Annotated in this window: 13 protein-coding genes; 9 read left to right on the plus strand and 4 right to left on the minus strand. The window is 39.8% G+C overall.

The genetic code is table 11. The annotated features are described in order from the left end of the window. Positions 1-9: 9 nt before the first annotated feature. The 4 genes from MB14_RS04630 (at position 10) to MB14_RS04645 (ending at position 4,088) form a co-directional block, all read left to right on the plus strand. Complete coding sequence (locus tag MB14_RS04630) at positions 10-1,887, plus strand: OmpA family protein (protein WP_062589329.1); 1,878 nt, start codon at positions 10-12, stop codon at positions 1,885-1,887. Positions 1,888-1,968: 81 nt separating this feature from the next. After that, entirely contained in the window at positions 1,969-3,183 is a 1,215-nt protein-coding gene (locus MB14_RS04635) for an NAD(P)-dependent oxidoreductase (RefSeq protein ID WP_062589330.1), read from the plus strand. Beyond that, positions 3,173-3,838 carry a deoxyribose-phosphate aldolase gene (deoC, locus tag MB14_RS04640; RefSeq protein WP_062589353.1) on the plus strand — a complete coding sequence of 222 codons (666 nt, stop codon included), beginning with the start codon at positions 3,173-3,175 and terminating at the stop codon, positions 3,836-3,838. The genes MB14_RS04635 and deoC overlap by 11 nt, the downstream gene beginning before the upstream one ends. Beyond that, on the plus strand, positions 3,819-4,088 hold the full coding sequence (locus tag MB14_RS04645; protein ID WP_062589381.1) for an acylphosphatase: 270 nt from the start codon (positions 3,819-3,821) through the stop codon (positions 4,086-4,088). The genes deoC and MB14_RS04645 overlap by 20 nt, the downstream gene beginning before the upstream one ends. Positions 4,089-4,146: 58 nt before the next feature. On the opposite strand, the gene MB14_RS04650 is transcribed toward MB14_RS04645, so the two are convergent. The 4 genes from MB14_RS04650 to MB14_RS04665 form a co-directional block, all read right to left on the minus strand. Further along, the gene (locus MB14_RS04650; RefSeq protein WP_062589383.1) at positions 4,147-5,328 is read right to left on the minus strand and encodes an SIR2 family protein; all 1,182 of its coding nucleotides are present in this window, start codon (positions 5,326-5,328) and stop codon (positions 4,147-4,149) included. Positions 5,329-5,694: 366 nt separating this feature from the next. Continuing rightward, positions 5,695-6,852 (minus strand): DUF4934 domain-containing protein, encoded by a 1,158-nt coding sequence (locus tag MB14_RS04655; protein WP_062589384.1) that lies wholly within the window; start codon positions 6,850-6,852, stop codon positions 5,695-5,697. Between the two features lie 144 nt (positions 6,853-6,996). Beyond that, the gene (locus MB14_RS04660; RefSeq protein ID WP_132644109.1) at positions 6,997-7,506 is read right to left on the minus strand and encodes a hypothetical protein; all 510 of its coding nucleotides are present in this window, start codon (positions 7,504-7,506) and stop codon (positions 6,997-6,999) included. A 108-nt stretch (positions 7,507-7,614) separates the two neighbouring features. Beyond that, positions 7,615-10,179 carry a M14 family metallopeptidase gene (locus tag MB14_RS04665; RefSeq protein ID WP_062589386.1) on the minus strand — a complete coding sequence of 855 codons (2,565 nt, stop codon included), beginning with the start codon at positions 10,177-10,179 and terminating at the stop codon, positions 7,615-7,617. Positions 10,180-10,639: 460 nt separating this feature from the next. On the opposite strand from MB14_RS04665, the gene MB14_RS04670 reads away from it, so the two are divergent. The 5 genes from MB14_RS04670 (at position 10,640) to MB14_RS04690 (ending at position 19,850) form a co-directional block, all read left to right on the plus strand. After that, entirely contained in the window at positions 10,640-13,360 is a 2,721-nt protein-coding gene (locus MB14_RS04670) for a TonB-dependent receptor (RefSeq protein ID WP_062589387.1), read from the plus strand. A 215-nt stretch (positions 13,361-13,575) separates the two neighbouring features. Further along, positions 13,576-14,364, plus strand: a complete 789-nt coding sequence (locus MB14_RS04675) for an alpha/beta fold hydrolase (RefSeq protein WP_062589389.1) — start codon at positions 13,576-13,578, stop codon at positions 14,362-14,364. A 12-nt stretch (positions 14,365-14,376) separates the two neighbouring features. Continuing rightward, entirely contained in the window at positions 14,377-15,462 is a 1,086-nt protein-coding gene (locus MB14_RS04680) for an efflux RND transporter periplasmic adaptor subunit (RefSeq protein ID WP_062589451.1), read from the plus strand. A gap of 3 nt (positions 15,463-15,465) precedes the next feature. After that, positions 15,466-18,537: an efflux RND transporter permease subunit gene (locus MB14_RS04685; protein WP_062589488.1), complete on the plus strand. Its 3,072-nt coding sequence runs from the start codon at positions 15,466-15,468 to the stop codon at positions 18,535-18,537. Positions 18,538-18,545: 8 nt separating this feature from the next. Then, on the plus strand, positions 18,546-19,850 hold the full coding sequence (locus tag MB14_RS04690; RefSeq protein WP_165899491.1) for a TolC family protein: 1,305 nt from the start codon (positions 18,546-18,548) through the stop codon (positions 19,848-19,850). Positions 19,851-19,910 lie beyond the last annotated feature (60 nt).

Consider the following 19,910-nt stretch of genomic DNA (forward strand, 5'->3'; position numbering starts at 1 on the left):
TTTAGCTATTTGAGGTTTTTCATTACCATATCCCTACTGTTTTGTGTTCTTCTGGCCAACGGCCAAGAAGTAGATAAACTTCATACCCGAAACAAAAAAGCCATTGAGCTGTACAAAGAGGCACAATCGCTAGATCACGTTGGCAATTACTATAAATCTTATAATCTCTTACTCGATGCCTTAAAGCGTGATGATAGTTTTGACGAAGCCATTTTGCTGACACATCAGATTTTGATTAAGAGGGGAGAGCTTGAGAAAGCGCTTCAACTTTACGATGAATATGTGGAAGAGGTGGATCAACAGTTCAAAAACAGAATGTTGGCCGATGCCGCTTATGCCTTATTTTCTGAAGGAAAATATGAGCAAGCCAAAAACCTGAAAGATCAAATCGAAGGGCGTGTTGTGGGCTTAGATGCTGCTTTGTTTGAAATCGTCACTTCCTCCATTGATTATGCCCTTGAAGGAAGCGCCAACCCGCGAAATATTGATTTTGAAAAGCTTCCAGCCCCACTCAATAATCGACCACAACAGTATTTCCCTTCCATTACGGCTTCGGGTCTTTTGGTTTACACCGTTCGTTATAATCAGGGTAGAGGCGATGAAAACCTTTTCTTTAGCCAGAAGGATGGAGAGACTTGGAGCCAACCGCTAGAGATTTCTGAAAAAATTAATACCGATAGAAACGAAGGAACAGCCTCAATTTCGGCTGACGGAAACACTTTGGTGTACACAGGTTGTAATGCGCCAGACGGCCTTGGAAGTTGCGATTTGTACATCAGTTATAGAGAAGGAAGTGATTGGTCGAAACCCAGAAATTTAGGAAAGGCAGTGAACACAATTCATTGGGAATCTCAGCCTTCGCTTTCTCAAGATGGCCGTGAGCTTTACTTTGTCAGTGCCCGGCCTAATGGTGAAGGCGGACAAGACATTTATAAATCAACAAAACAGAATGGGAAATGGATGGAGGCTGTGAATTTAGGCCCCAGTATCAACACCCGTTTCGATGATTGTTCGCCTTATATACATCCCAATGGAGTTAATTTATTCTTTGCCTCACGCGGCAGATTGGGCTTTGGAGGCTATGATTTATACGAAACAGAACAACTTGGCCAAGGCGAATGGTCGGAACCAAAGAATTTGGGCTACCCGATCAACAACCACAGAAATCAGGTGGGCTACACCATCAGCATTGACGGCTGGGCCTATTACAGCGACAACCATTTCGATGGCTCTTCGAGCTTGTATCGGTTTAAATTGCCTGACGATTTAATCCCGAAACAGTTAGTTGATTATAAGCAAGGGTTGGTGCTCAGTGCTGCCGACAGCACTCCACTTTTCTCTGAAATTTATGTAGCCGATATCGCCAAAGACTCCATTCGCTCACGCACTTATTCCGACTTTGAGGGTGGTCGTTTTAACTTGGTGCTGCCCAAAGTAGAAGATGCCAACCTGTATGTAAAAAAGCGAGGTTACTTGCTGTATAAAGAAGAAGTTGATGTTTTGTGGGAAAACGGGAATGAAGCCACCATTTACCTTCAGCCCATTAAGAAAGGCGAAAAGTTGATTTTAAATGATATTCTATTCGAACTGAATAGTGCCGAACTCAGCAAAAAGGCCACTAAGGAACTGGATATTGTGGTTGATTTTCTCAAAGACAATCCCGAGCTACTCATTGAGATTGGCGGCCATACCGACACTTCTGGAGAGGAAGCCTATAATTTGAATCTCTCTACCGAAAGGGCAAAGTCAGTGCTCAATTACTTTGTCAACAAAGGCTTGCCAAAAGAGACTTTTGTTTATAAAGGCTATGGAGAAACTATGCCCATTGAAGAAGGCATTTCTCCCAAAAACAGAAGAATCGAAGTGTCTATTCTAGACATTAAGTAGTTCAGGCTGAGTAAGTGACTTTTCGTAAAATAAGTCCGCCATTTACTATTTTGAACCTTCAGCTTATTATTAACTTTGAACATGCAAGAATTGAAAATCGGAATCATTAAAGAAGGTAAAGTGCCAGTAGACAGGCGCGTACCGGTTACTCCAACTCAAGTTGAAACGCTGTTAAATACTTATGATAATGTGACTGTACATTGTCAGCGAAGCGATATTCGTTGTTTCGAAGATTCGGAATATCAACAAGCGGGAGCCATTTTGGTGGATGATGTTTCTGATTGCGATATTATTTTGGGTGTAAAAGAAGTGCCCATTAATATGTTGGCCGATGGAAAAACCCATTTCTTTTTCTCGCATACCATAAAAAAACAAGAGTATAATCGAGGCTTGCTTCAAACCATTCTTGAAAAACAAATCCGACTGATTGACTGGGAATGCCTGACCAACCTGCAACATCAAAGGTTAATCGCTTTTGGTCGTTATGCGGGTATTGTTGGGGCTTATAACGGAATTCTGACTTTCGGAAAACGCTATAACCTTTTCCACTTGCGTCCGGCCAACGAATGCTTCGATATGGAAGACATGCAGAAGGAATACAGCAAGGTAAAACTGCCAGCCATTAAAATTGCGCTTACTGGTGGTGGACGTGTTTCTAAAGGTGCTATGGAAGTGCTTACTGGTATGAAAATCAGAAAAGTGAGTCCTGTTGAATTCTTGACCGAATACTTCAACGAGCCTGTATATACCCAACTCAATACCAGGGATTATAACCAGCGCATTGGTGGCGGTTCTTTTAGCCGAGATGAGTTTTATCAGAACCCAGCAAATTATGAATCTAGTTTTGGGCAGTATGCTAAAAAGGCTGATATACTGATTGCTGGTGCTTTTTGGGATCCCAAAGCACCTGTACTTTTTACCAAGGAAGATGCCAACAGAAGCGAATTTAAGATTCGTGTAATTGCAGATATAACCTGTGATATTGAAGGTTCAATTCCTTCTACCATTCGCCCAAGTACAATTGCGGACCCTGTTTACGATTATAACCCAAGCGATAATAAGGAAGAATCTGCCTTTGCTGATGAGGGAAATATTACCGTGATGGCAGTGGATAATTTGCCTTGCGAATTGCCTAGAAATGCTTCTGAAGATTTCGGGAAGGAATTTCTCAAACACATTTTGCCAAACCTTGTGGGCGAAGACAAAGATCAGATTATTGAAAGGGCTACTATTTGCCAGAATGGTAAACTGATGCCTGATTATGCTTACCTCCAAGATTTTGTAGATGGACATTAATCATTACCTAGAGCACACTAACCTTAAGCCAACCATTACCGCAAACGACATTGATCGGTTGGTGGCTGAGGCTAAAGCGCATCAGTTGTTTGGGGTTTGTGTTCCTCCGTTTTGGGTGAAGAAAGCTGCTAGAGAAATTGGTACTGCCGACATTCAGTTGGTGACGGTGATTGGTTTTCCTTTAGGTTACCAAATGACAGAAGCCAAAGTAACCGAAATTGAAAAAGCCATTGAAGATGGTGCCAATGAGCTGGATATCGTAATGAACATTTCGGCCTTCAAAACAGGTTTGCCTTGGACGAAAATAGAACTGGCCAGGTGTGCTAAAATCATTCATGAGGCCGATTGCCTGATGAAGGTGATCATTGAAACGTCTTACTTGACCGATGAAGAAATTGTATTGGCCTCTAAACTTTGTGCCGATGCTGGAACCGACTTTGTGAAAACCTCTACGGGTTTTTCAGGCGCAGGCGCAAAAGTAGAACACATTGAACTGATGCGTAAAAGTTTGCCCTCAAACGTAGGGTTAAAAGCTTCTGGTGGGATTAAAACCTTGGCAGACGCTCAAGCCCTTATTAATGCCGGAGCCGATAGACTAGGCGTTTCCTCAGCAGTTTCCATTATGGAAGAATACTATGCAAGCCAAAAGAATTAAGGTAAGGGGGAAAGTTCAAGGTGTCTATTTTCGAGCGTCAACTCAAGAACAAGCAAGGCGGCTTGGCATCAAAGGTTGGTGTAAGAATGAGCCAGACGGATCTGTTTTAATTATAGCCGAGGGTTCTGAAGAAAACTTGAATGCTTTGGTGAACTGGTGCCATCATGGACCATCCAATGCCAGCGTTGAAAAAGTACTTGTGGAGAGTATTGAAGCGAGTGGATTTGAGGGCTTTGAAATAAAGCGATAAACTTCCTCCACTCACTGGTCGTGGCGTCTCGCTGCGACTCTTTGATAAATTCTGGTTTTTACTTTTTAAGTTCATCTATGTTCAGGTTGTCAGGAGTTTTTTCTATTAATGTTCCGTTGAATCTTACGACAAAATCTCTTGATATGTCGGACGGATAAGGCTCGACCAAAAAGAGATGCTTGTTTTTAAAATCAAAGCATTTTTCAATAAGACGATTGATTTCTATGTCTCCGCAACCGTACCCAATAATAATTAGTTCTTCAGAGTTCTTTAGATTTCCCTCAAAGTGCGTAAAAACCTTGTCGTAGTACCATGGTTCTCTATATCGAAGTATTTTTGAGGTAGTTCCTGAAAGGAAGTCTGGATGGTAATTAATCCAATCATTAATGTATTTTAATTTTCCTTCTTCTTTAATTTCTTTAAACAGGTCGCTTGTGCCAATTCCTAGTTTTACTTTGACATATGTATCAATTCCTTCATTTTGGATATGAAAAGGAAATTGGTCAACGCTTCCGTGCAACTTGTAAAGTCTAAACTTCTTGTCAAAATGATTGGTAAATCTAGGCAATCTTACTTTGTAATTTTCTTTGAAATCCCCGTAGTAAGAAGAACCGATTTCTTCAAAACCATCTGATAGTTCTCCTTGAACCCAATCTGACGACTTAAAGGTCTCAAAAAATAAGTCATGGTTTAAGGTGTGAATGTGTACTATTGAATTTTCACCCCAATGTTCGAGACAATTTAAAAAACCACTATAACCTGGGTAAATTGGTTTGCAATGATGAACAGGGCTGTAAAACTTATTTCCGTCTCGATCGACAAGAAAAATTGAGATAAGCTGATTCAAGATGTTGTTTGTTCTTGAAATCAAATTGGTGTTATTGGTTTCAAGTTTAAATTCAGTCCTAAACGAATTACACAATCCTTCAAATTCTGGACTTTCCCTTTCACCTCTATAAATTTCATTATAGAAGTCATAAAACTCTTCGTAATTAAAACTTCCATTTTCAAGGTCTCGGTAAAGCTGAATAAGTTTTATTACAAAATGCTTGTGTCTTGCGTCATCAGAATACCAACAAGGGTCATCTTCATCCTTATTCTTTCTAACCACAGTCCCTGCCGTATGTACCCAGAAATCTTCAGCGTCAAGGTTGACTAAAATCTCGTTCAGTTGATTTGCAGTCGGATAACCTCTGTTAACGGAAAAACCTGCACCTAAAAGTATTGATGTTTGTGTCATTTTTAGCTTGTGCTATACGCAGCTTTAAAACAAGTTATAAGTTTAGCGAAATTAACATTAGAACAGTAACATTCGTTGGTGATTTAGTATTTAACAACTAAGAAAGCTCAAGCGAGTAAGCTAGCCAATCGGAGCGTCATTGCGAGAAATAAGTGTTGCGCTAGCAAGGCTTATGACGAAGCAATCTTGAGTGTCGGTTAATTGAGCGGTGAGATTGCTTCACGTCAGTATCATCACTTTTAAAGACTTCAGCAGGTTCGCAATGGCGGGAAAATAAGGCTTTCACAGCAATTTTTAGTATTTGGGCACTAGTCGTGGCGTCTTGCTGTGATCTCTCGTTTAAAGTTTTCGATAGCTCACTTTATTCTATTTGAACTTGATAGAAACTAACACTGGATTTTCGGAAGACTCAATTTCTTCTAGTGTAGTACCTTCGGTAAAGGAATATTGTTCAGGATCAAGCTGTTCTAAAAGGTGGGTAAGATGGCTCGATCTTAAAGAAATTAGAAATTCATCCCCGTACCAGTCGATTGTGTAAAAATCTAACTTCTTATTAGGCGAAATTCTCCAATCAATGCTTGTACTTCGCTTGGTCTCTCTATCAATAAGGAAATCATAGTCCATCTGGGGACCTAAGGTGGTGTATAAGTAAATGTGGCTCTCACCTATATTGTTAAGCACAAACCAAACTTGTTCCTTTCTATTTGATTTTTCATAAAACCTAGATTCTACCTCAACATCTGGTTTGAAGTACCAATCCTCCTGAAAGTCATAGTGAATGAATGGCACAGCTGAATCAGCGGTTATTCTATAGACAGTATCACTCATACTATGTAGGTAAAACAAATCATCATCTAAAGTGAAAAATGAATTAAGGAATTGAGGATTTCGAAAACCTGGGTACTTCTCAAATGGTAAAAGAGTCTTGTCGAGTTTCATCTCATTATCCACCGTAACAAGAGAATATTTAAGTGAATCCTGGGTGTATACTAAATGCATATCTAGTGCATAGCCTGATTTGTATGGGTACACATATTCAGCTCGTTCGTTCAGTCGATCTCGACAAATGAAATTGCCTTCTAAATCATATCGATTGATGGATTTACCATAGATATAAATGCCTATTAAACCGTTCTCAAGCCAAGCATTAGTCCACCTTGAGTATTCCTCTGGACCCTCCCCTTTTCGGTTAAATTTATTTAAAAACTCACCTGTTTTTGAATAGATGTAAATGGTTCCGTCATTACTAGGGCTAAGGATTATCATCTTATCCTCATGAAATTCGACTTGACCAACAGCCTTCAGCAGAGATTCTTCCGTTTCTTCTAACCGAGTAATTTTTATGGATTGAATTAGATCGGTAACTGGTATTTTATCTTCCCTGATATCCAATTTATAGGATTGAAGTCCGCCTGTAGGAACGGATTCGGTTTCTTTTACTTCTGTTTTGCTACCACAACCTAGGCAACACACCACTAAGATTAAGAGGGTGTAATAGGGGATTTGCGTTCTGACCTTGTTCATGACTTTTTGTTTTGACCAATTTCAATCTACATACAAATGTGATAATGAACCAAGCGACTAACTGAGGAATAGATGATTTTCCTCCACTGGCTGCAGTATTGTGGAAATGGTAATGTATTAAATCAGCCAAACAAAGCGTTAAGGTTACGCGCTTTTGCTCTCGTATTTCTGAATGCCTTTGTATTTGTAGATTTTAAGACCAAAGTGTTCGTAGATACAAACCTTCATTCGGTTTTGGGCCAGTTCTAACCTTCGCTCTGGCGAATGAAAAACCGTTAGTTCTAAGCCTGCTAAAATAAAGTTCTTCTTTTGGCATAGCTCAGTCAAATAAGCCTGAAAGCCCGCTTTCCAGTCATCCAAATATTTGTCGTAATGGCTTCTTCCGTCAAACAATAACTCTAACTGATTTCCTTCTACCTGGTAGCGGTAAATGCCAGCTAAGTTGGCGTATAATTCATCAAAAAAGGAAAGGTCAGTAGGTTCAAAATTTTCTACTTTTTCAGAGAGGTCGTCTATCAGCCTTAGGGGATTAAACAATTTGAAATAGCCTTGTTTAATTTGAACCACAAGTTCCACCTGAAGGCTATGCTTCATGTCTTCCTGTACTTGCTTAAGGATGTAGTTTTTGTCGAGAAGAAAAAGTCTCTGGTTCAAAGGGAATGATTTTGACAAAAATAATACTTTTTCTAAAATGATTGTCGGAAAACTTGAATAAGGTGGCTTTCTTGAGGCCACCTTATTCAAGCCGTAAACTAAGGTTATTTACTTTGCTGCAGATGAGTTTACGATTCTACCAAAGAAAATAGCGTTCATCATCAGCTTGTTTGTTCCATACCAAAATGCTCTAAAATTAGGGTCGTCTACCAAAGAAACGATTCGTCCTTGCCCAAATGCGCTTACTCTTATGGTGGAAGTGCCTTTTAGAGCCTCAAGGTTTGGCTTGTTAATCCAGCCACTGCGTAGTGGGTCTTCGGTGTATAGCCCAGGGTTCGAGAATTTATTTTCCGAAGCTTCAATCATCAAGTTGCCTCTTCGCATGGTGGGGAGTTCCTTATTGTAATAACCATAAGCCATTGGGTGCGACAATTCGAGTTCGCTCATATAAACCCCACCAGGAATAGACTGCCCTCTTTGGTAGTTGGAGATTTGATCGTAGGTGATTTTTTCACCAGTGTATTGTTCCACATCTACAAATTTGAGCTGTGTCAGTTTGTTTCTGGCTGCCCATGCCGTGGCACTACTGTTACTGGCTACTAATGTGCCTCCATTTCTGATCCATTGTTTGAGGTTTTCCATACCAGACTCTGATAGATCAACACCTCCTGTAATCACAATAGTATTGTAACGGCTAATGGCCGAAGAGCCAAGCCTGTCGGCTGGTAATTTGGTGACACGCATATTCATTCGGGTGTCTAGCAAATGCCAAACTTCACCGGCATCGGCACTGCTTCCCGATTCCACTACCAAAGCCACCTCAGGCTTATCGATAGTTATAAAAGCATTACTACCCAATGAAACGCCCTCTGTGAGTCCAGTATTCATGGCGTAAACGTCAATGCCGTCCGTATTGGCAATGGTTTGCATTTCCATATATAGCTCACGGGCCGAAAGTTTCTGATTGCTTACGGGCACTAAAATGGTTCCGTAGTCAAAGGTTAAATCTTTGCCATCACCAAATTTACTGGTGGCTACTTTAATCCTAATTCCTTTTTCCAGTAAACGATTGGCCGCTCGCGGAGCATAATAGCCATGCCATTCAAAAGCATAGGCGTAAGTGCTTTGTCCGCCAATAACGCTTCCTTTAGGGAACTGAGGCTTCATTACTTTGTCGCCCAATTGGTTTCGGCCATAATCTCGGCTGCTCAGCTCGCTATATTCAAGGTCAAAAGCGAGCGGGTACGTCCAACCAGAAATATCGTAGAAGAGGCTATCCTGAAAAGTGGTTCTTTTTTCAAACATGCCTTTAATCAGCTTGTAGTTACGCTGCTTTAAAGGAATGATGTAACTGTTTTCTGGTGTGTATTCTTCATTATTGAATTTTAGTTTTCTAGAAGGGCGATAAAAGTCAATTTCCTGTTGGTCTAAAATGTCAGCCAAATGATACGATCTGGCAGGGTCTTTTTCTGCCTTGAAAATGTAGGCTTTAACATCATCGCTATCCGCATCTCTCAATACACGTTTGTAAAAGTCTCTTTGATACTCGAGTAACTCTACTCGCATGTCTACAGTGGCTTTCCAAGTAGAGAGGGCCGTAGTGAACTGGTTTTTTATGGTGAAAGGAAATTCTAAAATGCCATTGTCACTTTCTTGAGCATGGCCTCTAGAGCTTGCCTGCTCAAACAAAATACCTATTCCTCCATTGATGTCAGGAAAAGTTGAGCCCTTTCCGTAGTAGAAGTCATCATAGCCTTCTTTGGTGAAATAGAGGGAACCAATATTGTCTAAGGCCTCTGCATGAAACTGGCCAATTTTTTCAGTCAATTCTTGATTTCCTTTTGGAGTAAGCGGATGTGTTCTGGCGGGAACACCCGGCTGGAAAAAGAATGTAGAATTGGTACCCATTTCGTGATGATCCGTAAAAACGTTGGGCTTCCATAAATGGTATTTAGCAACTCTGTTTTGCGACTCTGGTTGTTGCACAGGAAGCCAGTCGCGGTTCAGATCAAACCAATAGTGGTTGGTTCTGGCGCCCGGCCAAACCTCATTGTATTCCCTATCATTTGGGTCGGGGTTTATGTTTTTTGATTTATGAATGTTTGCCCAAGTAGAAAAGCGGTTTAGTCCATCGGGGTTAAGCGAAGGATCAAGCAGAACTACGGTGTTTCTAAGGGCATCTTCAATTTCTGGGCCTTGCGCTGCTGCCATATAATAAGCCACTAGCATAGCCGCATTAGAACCGGAAGACTCATTTCCATGAATGCTGAAGCCCATAGAAATAACAGCGGGCATTTTTTTAATGTCGAATTTGTCCGATTCGTTTGGGTAAGTAAGCCAAACATGGTCTGTCCTTATTTTTTCTATCCCTGCCTGGTTATTAGGATGAGTTATAGTAAGCATTACCTGCGGCCGACCCTCATGTGTGAGGCCAATATCTTCAATAGTAATTCGGTCCGAAGCTTCAGCGAGGGTACGCATGTATAACACCAGCTTATCATGAGTTATATGCCATTCACCAACCTCATGCCTAATGACCGATTTAGGCGTAGGAATGTTCGGGTTATAAATAACATTGGCAGGTAAATAATAACTTAAATCCTTTTGCGCATTAGCAGAAAAAGAAAGGCTCATTAAGGCCAACAGGGAAAATAGAGGAGCAAAAACCTTCATAATTCACTTTGTAGTGTCATTTTAATCGAATATAGCGATCGGATTGGGGAAGAAAAAATAGACTAATCTTTTTTACTTTCCCTCTGCTAGAACGCTTCATTTTTTTGAACGGTTGTAAATAATTATGAAAGGAAAATTTACTTTACATTTTTTAACATTTAACTTTGTATCGCAAAACAATAAAGTATGGTTTCAGATTCTAATTTATCAAATGCAGATTTTGGTGTTTTGTATAGAACAAATGGTTGGTGTAAAAGCTTTTAGCCTTATTTTGTTTGGTGAAACTGCTAAAAGGTAGAATCTAAAAATGAATATTAAGTTAACGTTAAGTATGGTTGTCATTCATAGCGAAACGTTAACATTTGTTAAAAAGCCTCAGCGTTTCTAATATGTTACTTTTGCCTTGAAAAACAAGTACGATTTCTAATATCTAATCTAATCTATATTTAAAATTTCGTTTATGAGACAATTTTTACTAAGTGTGGTGCTTATACTGGCATCTCAAGCAGCATTCGCTCAGATAACCGGAAAGGTTATTGACGCGGAATCAAAAGACCCATTACAGGGTGCTACAATAGTTATTAAAGGGACTCAAACAGGAACTATTTCTGGTTTTGATGGCTCTTTCAAATTACAAGGTGCTAGTGCAGGAGAAACTTTGCAGATATCATTTATTGGCTTTGAGACCATGGAAATGGTAGCAAAAGAAGGAATGATAGTAGCGCTTGTTCCAAAAGCTAACCTTTTAGGTGAAATTGTTATTACGTCTAACGTGATTGACGTTGCGAAAGAGAGAGAAACTCCTGTAGCAATTACAACTATTGCTCCTTCTGAAATTACTTTAAAGGTAGGTAACATGGAGTTTCCTGAGATTATGAACAGAACTCCTGGTGTTTATACCACAAAAGAAGGTGGAGGATACGGTGACTCAAGATTGTCTTTGAGAGGTTTTACCCAAAGCAATACTTCTTTCTTGATCAACGGACAACCAGTGAACGACATGGAGAACGGTTGGGTTTATTGGAGTAACTGGCAAGGAATGACTGACGTTGCTTCTGGTATCCAAATCCAAAGAGGTCTTGGTGCTTCAAGATTAGCTGTTCCATCTGTAGGAGGAACTGTTTCTATCTTTACTAAAGCTGCGGAAGTTGAAGAAGGAGGAACGCTTACTCAAGGTATTGGTAACGATGGTTATGTAAAAACTTCAGCGTCTTACAACACTGGTAAAAATGATAGAGGATGGGCAAGCTCATTCTTATTGAGCAGATGGTCTGGTAACGGTTATGTGAACGGAACTTCTGGTGAAGGTTGGAATTACTTTGCGGCAGTTGGTTATGCTCCAGAAGGATCAAGCCATGCCCTTAACCTTTCAGTTTTAGGAGCTGGTCAGTGGCACCACCAAAGAAGTAGCTGGGTATCTATCCGTGACTACATTAATTTTGGTGAGTCAGGTGTTGACAGAAAGTGGAATACGGATGCTGGTGAGCTAGGTGGTGAAGAATTCAACATGAGAAGAAACTTCTATAACAAGCCTTTAGCAACTTTTAACTGGGATTGGGATATTTCTAATGATGTAACATTAGCAACATCACTTTACGGTTCTGCCGGTAGAGGAGGAGGAACTGGACCAAGAGGAAATAACTTCCGTAACTCAGATATCGACCTATACCCTTTCAATATTGATTTAACTCAACACTTACTAGAAGATGGCAAAGGTGCTGCTTCAAGAAACCCTGACGGTTCTATCGACTTTGATAATGTAATTGCAGTAAACAGAGGTACTACATCTCCTTATACAGGTTCAATTTCTGGTTTCCAAGGTCAGTTAATTGGTTCTAATGGTTTTAGAAATGATGGAGTAAATAGAGCTGTACTAGTAAGAAGAGCTTCAATGAACTCACACAACTGGGTAGGCGGTATTTCTACTTTAGATATTACAAAAGACAACTGGAGATATTCTGTAGGTGTTGATTTAAGAAGCTACACTGGTTTCCACTACAGATCTCTTGAGAATTTAATGGGTCTTGATGGATATTACTCAACTGGTAACGCTAACTCTGCTGGTCAAATCCAAAACGTAACTATTTCTGCTTCTCCATTCAGAAACACTGGTTTAGAAAGAGAAAAAATCGACTACTTCAACACTGGTAAAGTGGGATGGCAAGGTTTTAACGGTTTGATTGAATATAATAATCAGTCTTCTGTTACTGCTGTATTACAAGCTGGATATTCTAACCAATCATTCAGAAGAGAAGATTTCTTTGATCAACCAGCAAACCCAATTTCTGAAAAGAAAAACATTGGTGGTGGATATGTTAAAGGTGGTGCGAACTATAACCTTGATGAAAGATCTAACTTTTTCTTCAATGCGGGTTACATCTCTAGACAACCATTGTTCGATGCAGTATTCCCTGGCTTTGCTAATGACGTAAATACTGATCTTCAAAATGAAGAGATCACTTCTCTTGAGTTGGGTTATGGTTTTGTGAACAATAACTTGAAAATCAATGTGAATGCTTACTCTACTAACTGGGGTAACAGATTTATTTCACAAGGAGTATCACTTCCAGGTGGTATTGACGGAACTGCTCAATTCAAAGATGTTGACGTTCGTCACATGGGTCTTGAGCTTGAGGCAGAGTACAGATATAACAGCCAATTGAAATTCAAAGGTATGGTGTCTGCAGGTGATTGGAAATACACAAAGGACTTTAACGCCACAGTATTCAACGATCAAAATCAGTCAGTTGGTAACGCTACGCTTTATGTAAAAGATGCTAAAGTTGGTGATGCCGCTCAGTTTACTTCATACTTTGAGGCTGAATACAAAATTGGAAAATTGAACTTTGATTTAGCTTACCGCTTTGTTGATGGTCTTTATGCTGACTACTCAATTAACAATACTGACTTCTTACAACCAAATAACAAAGGAGCACTTAAGTTGCCTTCTTACGGATTAGTAGACTTAGGTAGTACAGTAAGATTTGATTTGTTAGGTAACTCATCTTCTTTCAGAGTGAACGTTAACAACTTATTCAACACACTTTACATCTCTGAATCAAATACTAACATCCACAGAGCTGATGAATCTGCTCCTGCATGGAAAGGAATCGACTATGGAAACTCAGTATGGTTTGGTTTTGGAACAACATGGAATGCTACTTTGAGAATTAACTTCTAAGAGTAAATTTCTAAGAATAATAAAGAGGCCATCTCGGGGTAACCTGAGATGGCTTTTTTGTTTAATCGGAAGGGGATTGTTTGCTCACTTCTTCGATAAAAGTAACTGATCTAAGATGCTTTAAACTGGTAGTTTTAGGTTTGAACCTTTAAGTTTTTCAAACGGTTAAACAAAAATTAAACCTTTAGGTTAGTTTTGCCTCTAATTGCGAAGCCTTGCTATATTATAAAACATATCGAAATAATCAATCTGATGAATGGGTAGCTTTTATCCATGGTGCCGGGGGGAGTTCTTCCATTTGGTTTCGTCAGATAAAAAGCTTTAAAAGCGAGTTTAATGTGCTCTTGATCGATTTAAGAGGGCATGGTAAATCTCAAGAAGCTTTTCAGCGTTACTTTACCAACGACCATAACTTTGAGAATATCAGTAAAGATATTATCGAAGTATTAGATCATCTCAAAATCAAAAGCGCCCACTTCGTTGGTATATCACTGGGTACAATAATTATTCGAACACTTTGTGAAATTGCCCCCGAAAGGGTGAAGTCTCTTGTTTTGGGAGGAGCTGTAACGCGTTTAAATGTTAGGTCTAAATTTTTAGTGGGCGTGGGTAACGCTTTAAAAAGATTTGTGCCTTTTATTTGGCTCTACAAACTTTTTGCTTGGATTATTATGCCAAGAAAGCGAAATGCCGAATCCAGAGATCTATTTATTGGACAGGCCAAAAGGCTGTGTCAGCATGAGTTTATGAAATGGTTTAAGTTGACAAATAACATTAATCCATTACTAAAATATTTTAACGAGAAGGAAACAACAGCTCCAACCCTTTATTTAATGGGTGATGAAGACTATATGTTCCTTCCACAAGTGCTCAAGTTAGTTTCACATCATAAAAATGCGTGGTTAAATATATTGAATAACTGCGGGCATGTATGCAACGTTGAGCAACCCGATGAATTTAATAAGCTTTCAATAGCATTTATAAGAACACATTCCTTATCCTAACTATTTATTACAATGAGTAAAACATCAAGAATAATTCTAGTCTTGATAATCATTTTGGCGGTTGCAGCATGGGCGGTTTACCCTCGATTTGATGAAATTACTGGCAGTAGCGCAAATACCGAAGCCTCAGCGCAAAATACGTCAAGGGCTAAATCGGCACTTCCGGTGAGTGGTGTAGTGGTTACACCAAAACTTTTAGAAAATAAAATTAAGGTTACAGGTTCAATTTTGCCTAACGAATCTATTGAACTTAAAAGTGAAGTTTCTGGCTTGGTCACCAAGGTTCATTTTAAGGAAGGCCAAAAGGTAAAAAAGGGCACCTTATTGGTGAGTCTGAAAGACGATGAACTTCAGGCGCAATTGGAAAAACTGCGTTTCAGTAAAAAGCTGGCTGTAGATAGTGAAAACAGACAAAAACTATTGTTGGACAAAGAAGCCATTAGCCAAGAGGAATACGATATTTCATTAACCAATCTAAATACGCTCGAAGCTGACATTAAGGTGATAGAAGCACAATTAGCGAAAACTTCCATCATAGCTCCTTTTGACGGTATTCTAGGCTTAAGAGAAATCAGTGAAGGAGCCTATATTACAAACAGTACAAACATCACGAGTTTTTACAGTATAGACCCTGTTAAGATTGACTTTGCCATACCAGGTAAATATGCTTCTATCGTAAGTGTAGGCGATGTAATCCAATTTGAAACCGAAACATCAACAGAGATTTTTAAAGGAACAGTTTACGCTTTCGAACCACAAATCGATCAGAACACCCGAACCCTAAGAATGAGGGCTATTTCGAGTAATGAAGATGGAAAGCTTTTGCCAGGGCAATTTGCTAAAATTGAATTGATCATGTCGTCTGTAAATGACGCCTTAATGGTTCCTGCTATTTCTGTAATTCCTGAATTGAATGGCCATATGTTATTTGTAGCTAAGGGAGGAAAAGCGCAGTCGGTGCCAGTGAAAATTGGTCTTAGAACTGAAAGTTCTGTTCAGATTTTAGAAGGACTAAGTCCACAGGATACAGTAATCACCTCTGGATTATTAGAGATAAGACAAGGTTCTGCTATTTCTATTTCATCTTTAACTCAATAAAGCATGTCTAGTTTATCAACCATCAGTATCAAGCGCCCCGTACTTGCCATGGTGATGAATATCATCATCGTGATTTTTGGGGTAATTGGTTTTAGCTATTTGGGAGTACGTGAGTTTCCTAGTGTGGATCCTCCTGTAATTTCCGTTTCTACGAGTTATGCTGGCGCCAATGCTCAAATTATTGAAGCTCAAATTACCGAGCCAATTGAAGAAGCGCTCAACAGTATTGCGGGTATTAAAACCCTAACTTCAACAAGCCGTGATGGTGGAAGTTCAATTTCTGCTGAATTCGACTTAGGCGTTGATTTGGAAGCTGCAACTAACGATGTAAGGGATAAAGTAGCTGGAGTAGTAAGGCGGTTGCCTCCCGATGTAGAGCCGCCAACGGTACGAAAGGCCGATGCAGATGCCAGCCCAATTATCTTTTTGAATATATCGAGTAAAGAGAGAAATCTGCTCGACCTTACACTTCTGGCAGAAAACATTTTTAAAGAACGAGTTCAGACCATTCAGGGTATTAGCTCAGTTCAGGTTTGGGGCTCAAAGCGTTATTCAATGCGCTTATGGATGGATCCAGATAAATTGGCCGCCTACCAACTTACCCCATTAGATGTTCAAAATGCCGTAGGCCGTGATAACGTTGAGTTACCCTCAGGCGCGGTGGAAGGAAATAGTACCGAAATCGCAGTTCGTACCATCGGTAGAATTAACTCTCCTGAGGAGTTTAACAACCTAATTGTAAAAGAAGAAGGCGGAACCATTGTTCGTTTTAGAGATATTGGCCGGGCTGAACTTGCCCCAGAAAATGATAGAACAATTCTGAAAAGAAATGGTGTGCCAATGGTGGGTATTGCAGTAGTAACCCAGCCGGGCTCTAATAGTATCGAGATTGCAGACAATTTTTATGAAAGAATAGAACTGATAAAGAAAGACCTTCCTGCAGATATTGAACTAGGGATAGGTTTTGACAATACCGAATATATTCGAGAATCAATTAGTGAAGTACAGCAAACCATTATTGTTGCCTTTGCACTGGTAGTGGTTATTATCTTCCTCTTTTTACGAGATTGGAGAACAACCCTGATTCCTGTATTGACCATCCCAATTTCATTGATTGGAGCCTTTTTCGTAATGTACATTTTTGGGTTCTCCATTAACGTTCTTACCCTTTTAGGAATCGTTTTGGCCATTGGATTGGTGGTAGATGATACCATTGTGGTGCTTGAAAATATCTACTCCAAAATTGAAGGAGGAATGGAGCCTGAAGAGGCTGGTATTAAAGGAACGAACGAGATTTTCTTTGCTGTAATTTCTACTACAGTAGCCTTGGTAGCGGTGTTTATGCCTGTGATTTTCCTTCAGGGCCTTACCGGTCGACTCTTTAGAGAATTTGGGCTGGTAGTGGCAGGGGCAGTGGTAATTTCGTCATTTGTGGCACTTACGCTTACTCCAATGATGAGTTCTAAACTTCTGAGGAAATCAGAGAAAAAGAACTGGTTCTACCGTAAAACCGAGCCATTCTTTGTAAGTCTCAACCGAGCTTACAATAATTCACTGGATGGCTTTATGAATATGAGGTGGATGGCATTCGTAATTATTTTGCTATCTGCAGGAATGATTGTTTTCTTTTTGTCTGGAAATAGAATACCAGAAGAGATTGCACCTTTAGAAGATAGAAGCTCGTTAAGTGCCAATGCAACAGGTCCAGAAGGAGCCACTTTTGAGTACATGGATAGATATGTTGACAGCATTATCAGTGCTGTAGACAAACATATTCCGGAAAAGGAGGCCTTGATTACGATTACCTCGCCTGGTTTTGGAAACAGTTCTATGAACTCCGCTAGAATTACGATTATGCTGAAAGATCCTTCGGAACGAGAAAGGAGTCAACAGCAAATTATGGATGACTTTACTCCAATTTTAGCACAATATACCGAGGCCAGAACCTCACTTTCTCAGCCAGCGACTATTGGTGGTAGAAGAAGTAGCGGATTCCCTGTACAGTACGTAATACAAGCTCCAAATTTGGAAAAGCTGAAGGAAGTGCTGCCAGAATTTATGGCCAAAGCGCAAGATTCTCCAGAGTTTACTTTTGTGAACTTGAATTTGAAATTTACTAAACCGGAAATCACTATCGAAATTGATAGAGAAAAGGCTCGAACGCTAGGGATTTCGGTAAGAGATGTGGCTCAAACTTTACAGTTAGGTTTAGCGGGTCAAAGGTTTGGTTTCTTTATTTTAGACGGAAAGCAATATCAAATTATTGGGCAAGTAGATAGAGACAACCGAAATGATCCTTTGGATTTAAAGGCATTGTACGTTAGGTCATCTGATGGACGATTGATTCAGTTGGATAACCTTGTGAGTCTTGAAGAGAATAGTTCGCCACCGCAACTGTATCGTTTCAATAGATTTGCTGCAGCAACAATCTCGGCCAGTTTGGCGCCAAAGGTAACCACAGGGCAAGGAATTGACGTAATGGATGCCATTGCTAAAGAGGTATTAGATGAATCTTTTACTACGGATTTGGCAGGAACATCTCGTGAATTTAGAGATAGCGCAGACAGCCTTTACTTTGCATTCGGATTTGCCTTGATTTTGATCTACTTGGTATTATCTGCTCAGTTCGAAAGCTTTGTGGATCCTCTGATCATCATGTTTACGGTGCCTCTCGCCTTAGCTGGAGCCTTGCTTGTAATCTGGAGGTACGAAGAGTCACTAAACATCTTTAGCCAAATTGGTATCATTATGTTGGTGGGGCTCGTGTCTAAAAACGGAATCTTAATTGTAGAATTTGCCAATCAAAGAAAAGCCGATGGATTAAGTGTTCGCGATGCTGTTTTAGATGCCGCAAAATCACGTTTCCGACCTATTTTGATGACCTCTCTTTCTACCATTTTAGGAATTTTACCAATAGCCTTAGCGCTTGGCGCTGGTGCCGAAAGTAGGGTTTCTATGGGTGTGGCCATTGTTGGTGGGTTGATTTTCTCTACAATATTAACTCTCTATGTGATTCCAGCGATCTATACTTATTTCACCAGTAAAAAAAGTAGACTTTCAAGAACGACTGCCTAATTATGAAAATGAAAATAGCATTAGTACTCTTCTTTTTCGCTTTAGTAAAAGTAAGTGCACAAGAACCGCTAACCATTACCGAGGCCGTACAGTTGGGTCTTGAACATAACTTGTCGATTAAAATTTCAAAGAAATCAGCAGAAACAAGTGCCAACAACTCTGATATGAGCTATGGTGCATTGTTGCCTACTTTCGGAATTTCTGCGAATAAATCGTACAGTAATACAGATGTAACCCAGCAATTGGCGAACAGTAACGAAACCAGAGAGATTAAGGATGCCAAGACCAATAACTTGAATATTTCTCCGACCCTAAACTGGACAGTTTTTGATGGTTTGGGAATGTTTCATACCCGCGATCGACTGAAAGCACAAGCCCAATTGGGGGAAGATGATTTACAAATTCAGATAGAAAATAACATTGCACTTATCTCTAACGCCTATTACAGAGTGGTGTTGGAGCAAGAAAGAGCTCGAGTATTTCAAGATGCCTTAGATTTAAGTAAGCAGCGTTTAGAGTTGGCTTATACCCGATACGAAGTGGGTAAGGCTTCAAAATTAGTTTACCTTCAGGCACAAGTAGATTATAACTCCGACTCATCTAGCTTTCTGATTCAGCAAGAATTAATTAATAATGTGAAATTAGAACTCAACAGGTTATTGGGACAAGACTTAGAAAGCGAGTTTGAAATCACTTCTGGCTTTTCTTTTGACAGCTCAATTCAGTTAGAAGATGTACTGGCTGAGGCCAACCTTAATAGCCCTGCTGTGGTAAGAGCACAGAGAAGTCGTGAGGTAAATTATTTACAGATTAAAGAATTGAATGCTGAGAAATACCCTACGGTTAGCGTCAATTTTGGCTATACTTATAACGATAGAAACTCTGATGCGGGAGCTGTTTTAAGTAACCTTTCCACGGGTTTTAACTATGGTGCTGGCATTAACTTCAATATATTTAATGGCTTTGATTTAAAGCGTAGAGAACAGAATGCCAAGATTCAATTAGAGGTGGCTGAACTTCAAATCCGTGATCTAACGCAGTCATTAGAGTCCGATGTGCGTAAAGTTTATGGAAATTACAGAAACAACATCCGCTTATATCAGCTTGAGGAACTGAACTTAGAAGTCGCCAAAGAGAACTATGATATTGCCCTTGAAAGATTCAAAGTAGGAAACTCAACTGCAATTGAATTACGCGAAGCGCAGATTAATTTGGTTCAGGCAGAAATCAGAAAAATTACCACTCAATACAACGTTAAGCTATCAGAAATTGAGCTTAAAAGGCTTTCTGGCGGAAATGTAAATAGACAATAAGGTTCAGCTTATTTTGATCTGTCCGATTTGTTGACTATTTTATCTTATTGAATTTGAACG

It is taken from the genome of Roseivirga ehrenbergii, assembly GCF_001593005.1.
Taxonomy (GTDB): domain Bacteria; phylum Bacteroidota; class Bacteroidia; order Cytophagales; family Cyclobacteriaceae; genus Roseivirga; species Roseivirga ehrenbergii.

Coding starts and splice junctions, on each gene's coding strand:
- MB14_RS04685 (WP_062589488.1), top strand. CDS start 15,466: ATGTCTAGTTTATCAACCATCAGTATCAAGCGCCCCGTACTTGCCATG.
- MB14_RS04680 (WP_062589451.1), top strand. CDS start 14,377: ATGAGTAAAACATCAAGAATAATTCTAGTCTTGATAATCATTTTGGCG.
- MB14_RS04670 (WP_062589387.1), top strand. CDS start 10,640: ATGAGACAATTTTTACTAAGTGTGGTGCTTATACTGGCATCTCAAGCA.
- MB14_RS04645 (WP_062589381.1), top strand. CDS start 3,819: ATGCAAGCCAAAAGAATTAAGGTAAGGGGGAAAGTTCAAGGTGTCTAT.
- MB14_RS04635 (WP_062589330.1), top strand. CDS start 1,969: ATGCAAGAATTGAAAATCGGAATCATTAAAGAAGGTAAAGTGCCAGTA.
- MB14_RS04650 (WP_062589383.1), bottom strand. CDS start 5,328: ATGACACAAACATCAATACTTTTAGGTGCAGGTTTTTCCGTTAACAGA.
- deoC (WP_062589353.1), top strand. CDS start 3,173: ATGGACATTAATCATTACCTAGAGCACACTAACCTTAAGCCAACCATT.
- MB14_RS04665 (WP_062589386.1), bottom strand. CDS start 10,179: ATGAAGGTTTTTGCTCCTCTATTTTCCCTGTTGGCCTTAATGAGCCTT.
- MB14_RS04655 (WP_062589384.1), bottom strand. CDS start 6,852: ATGAACAAGGTCAGAACGCAAATCCCCTATTACACCCTCTTAATCTTA.
- MB14_RS04690 (WP_165899491.1), top strand. CDS start 18,546: ATGAAAATAGCATTAGTACTCTTCTTTTTCGCTTTAGTAAAAGTAAGT.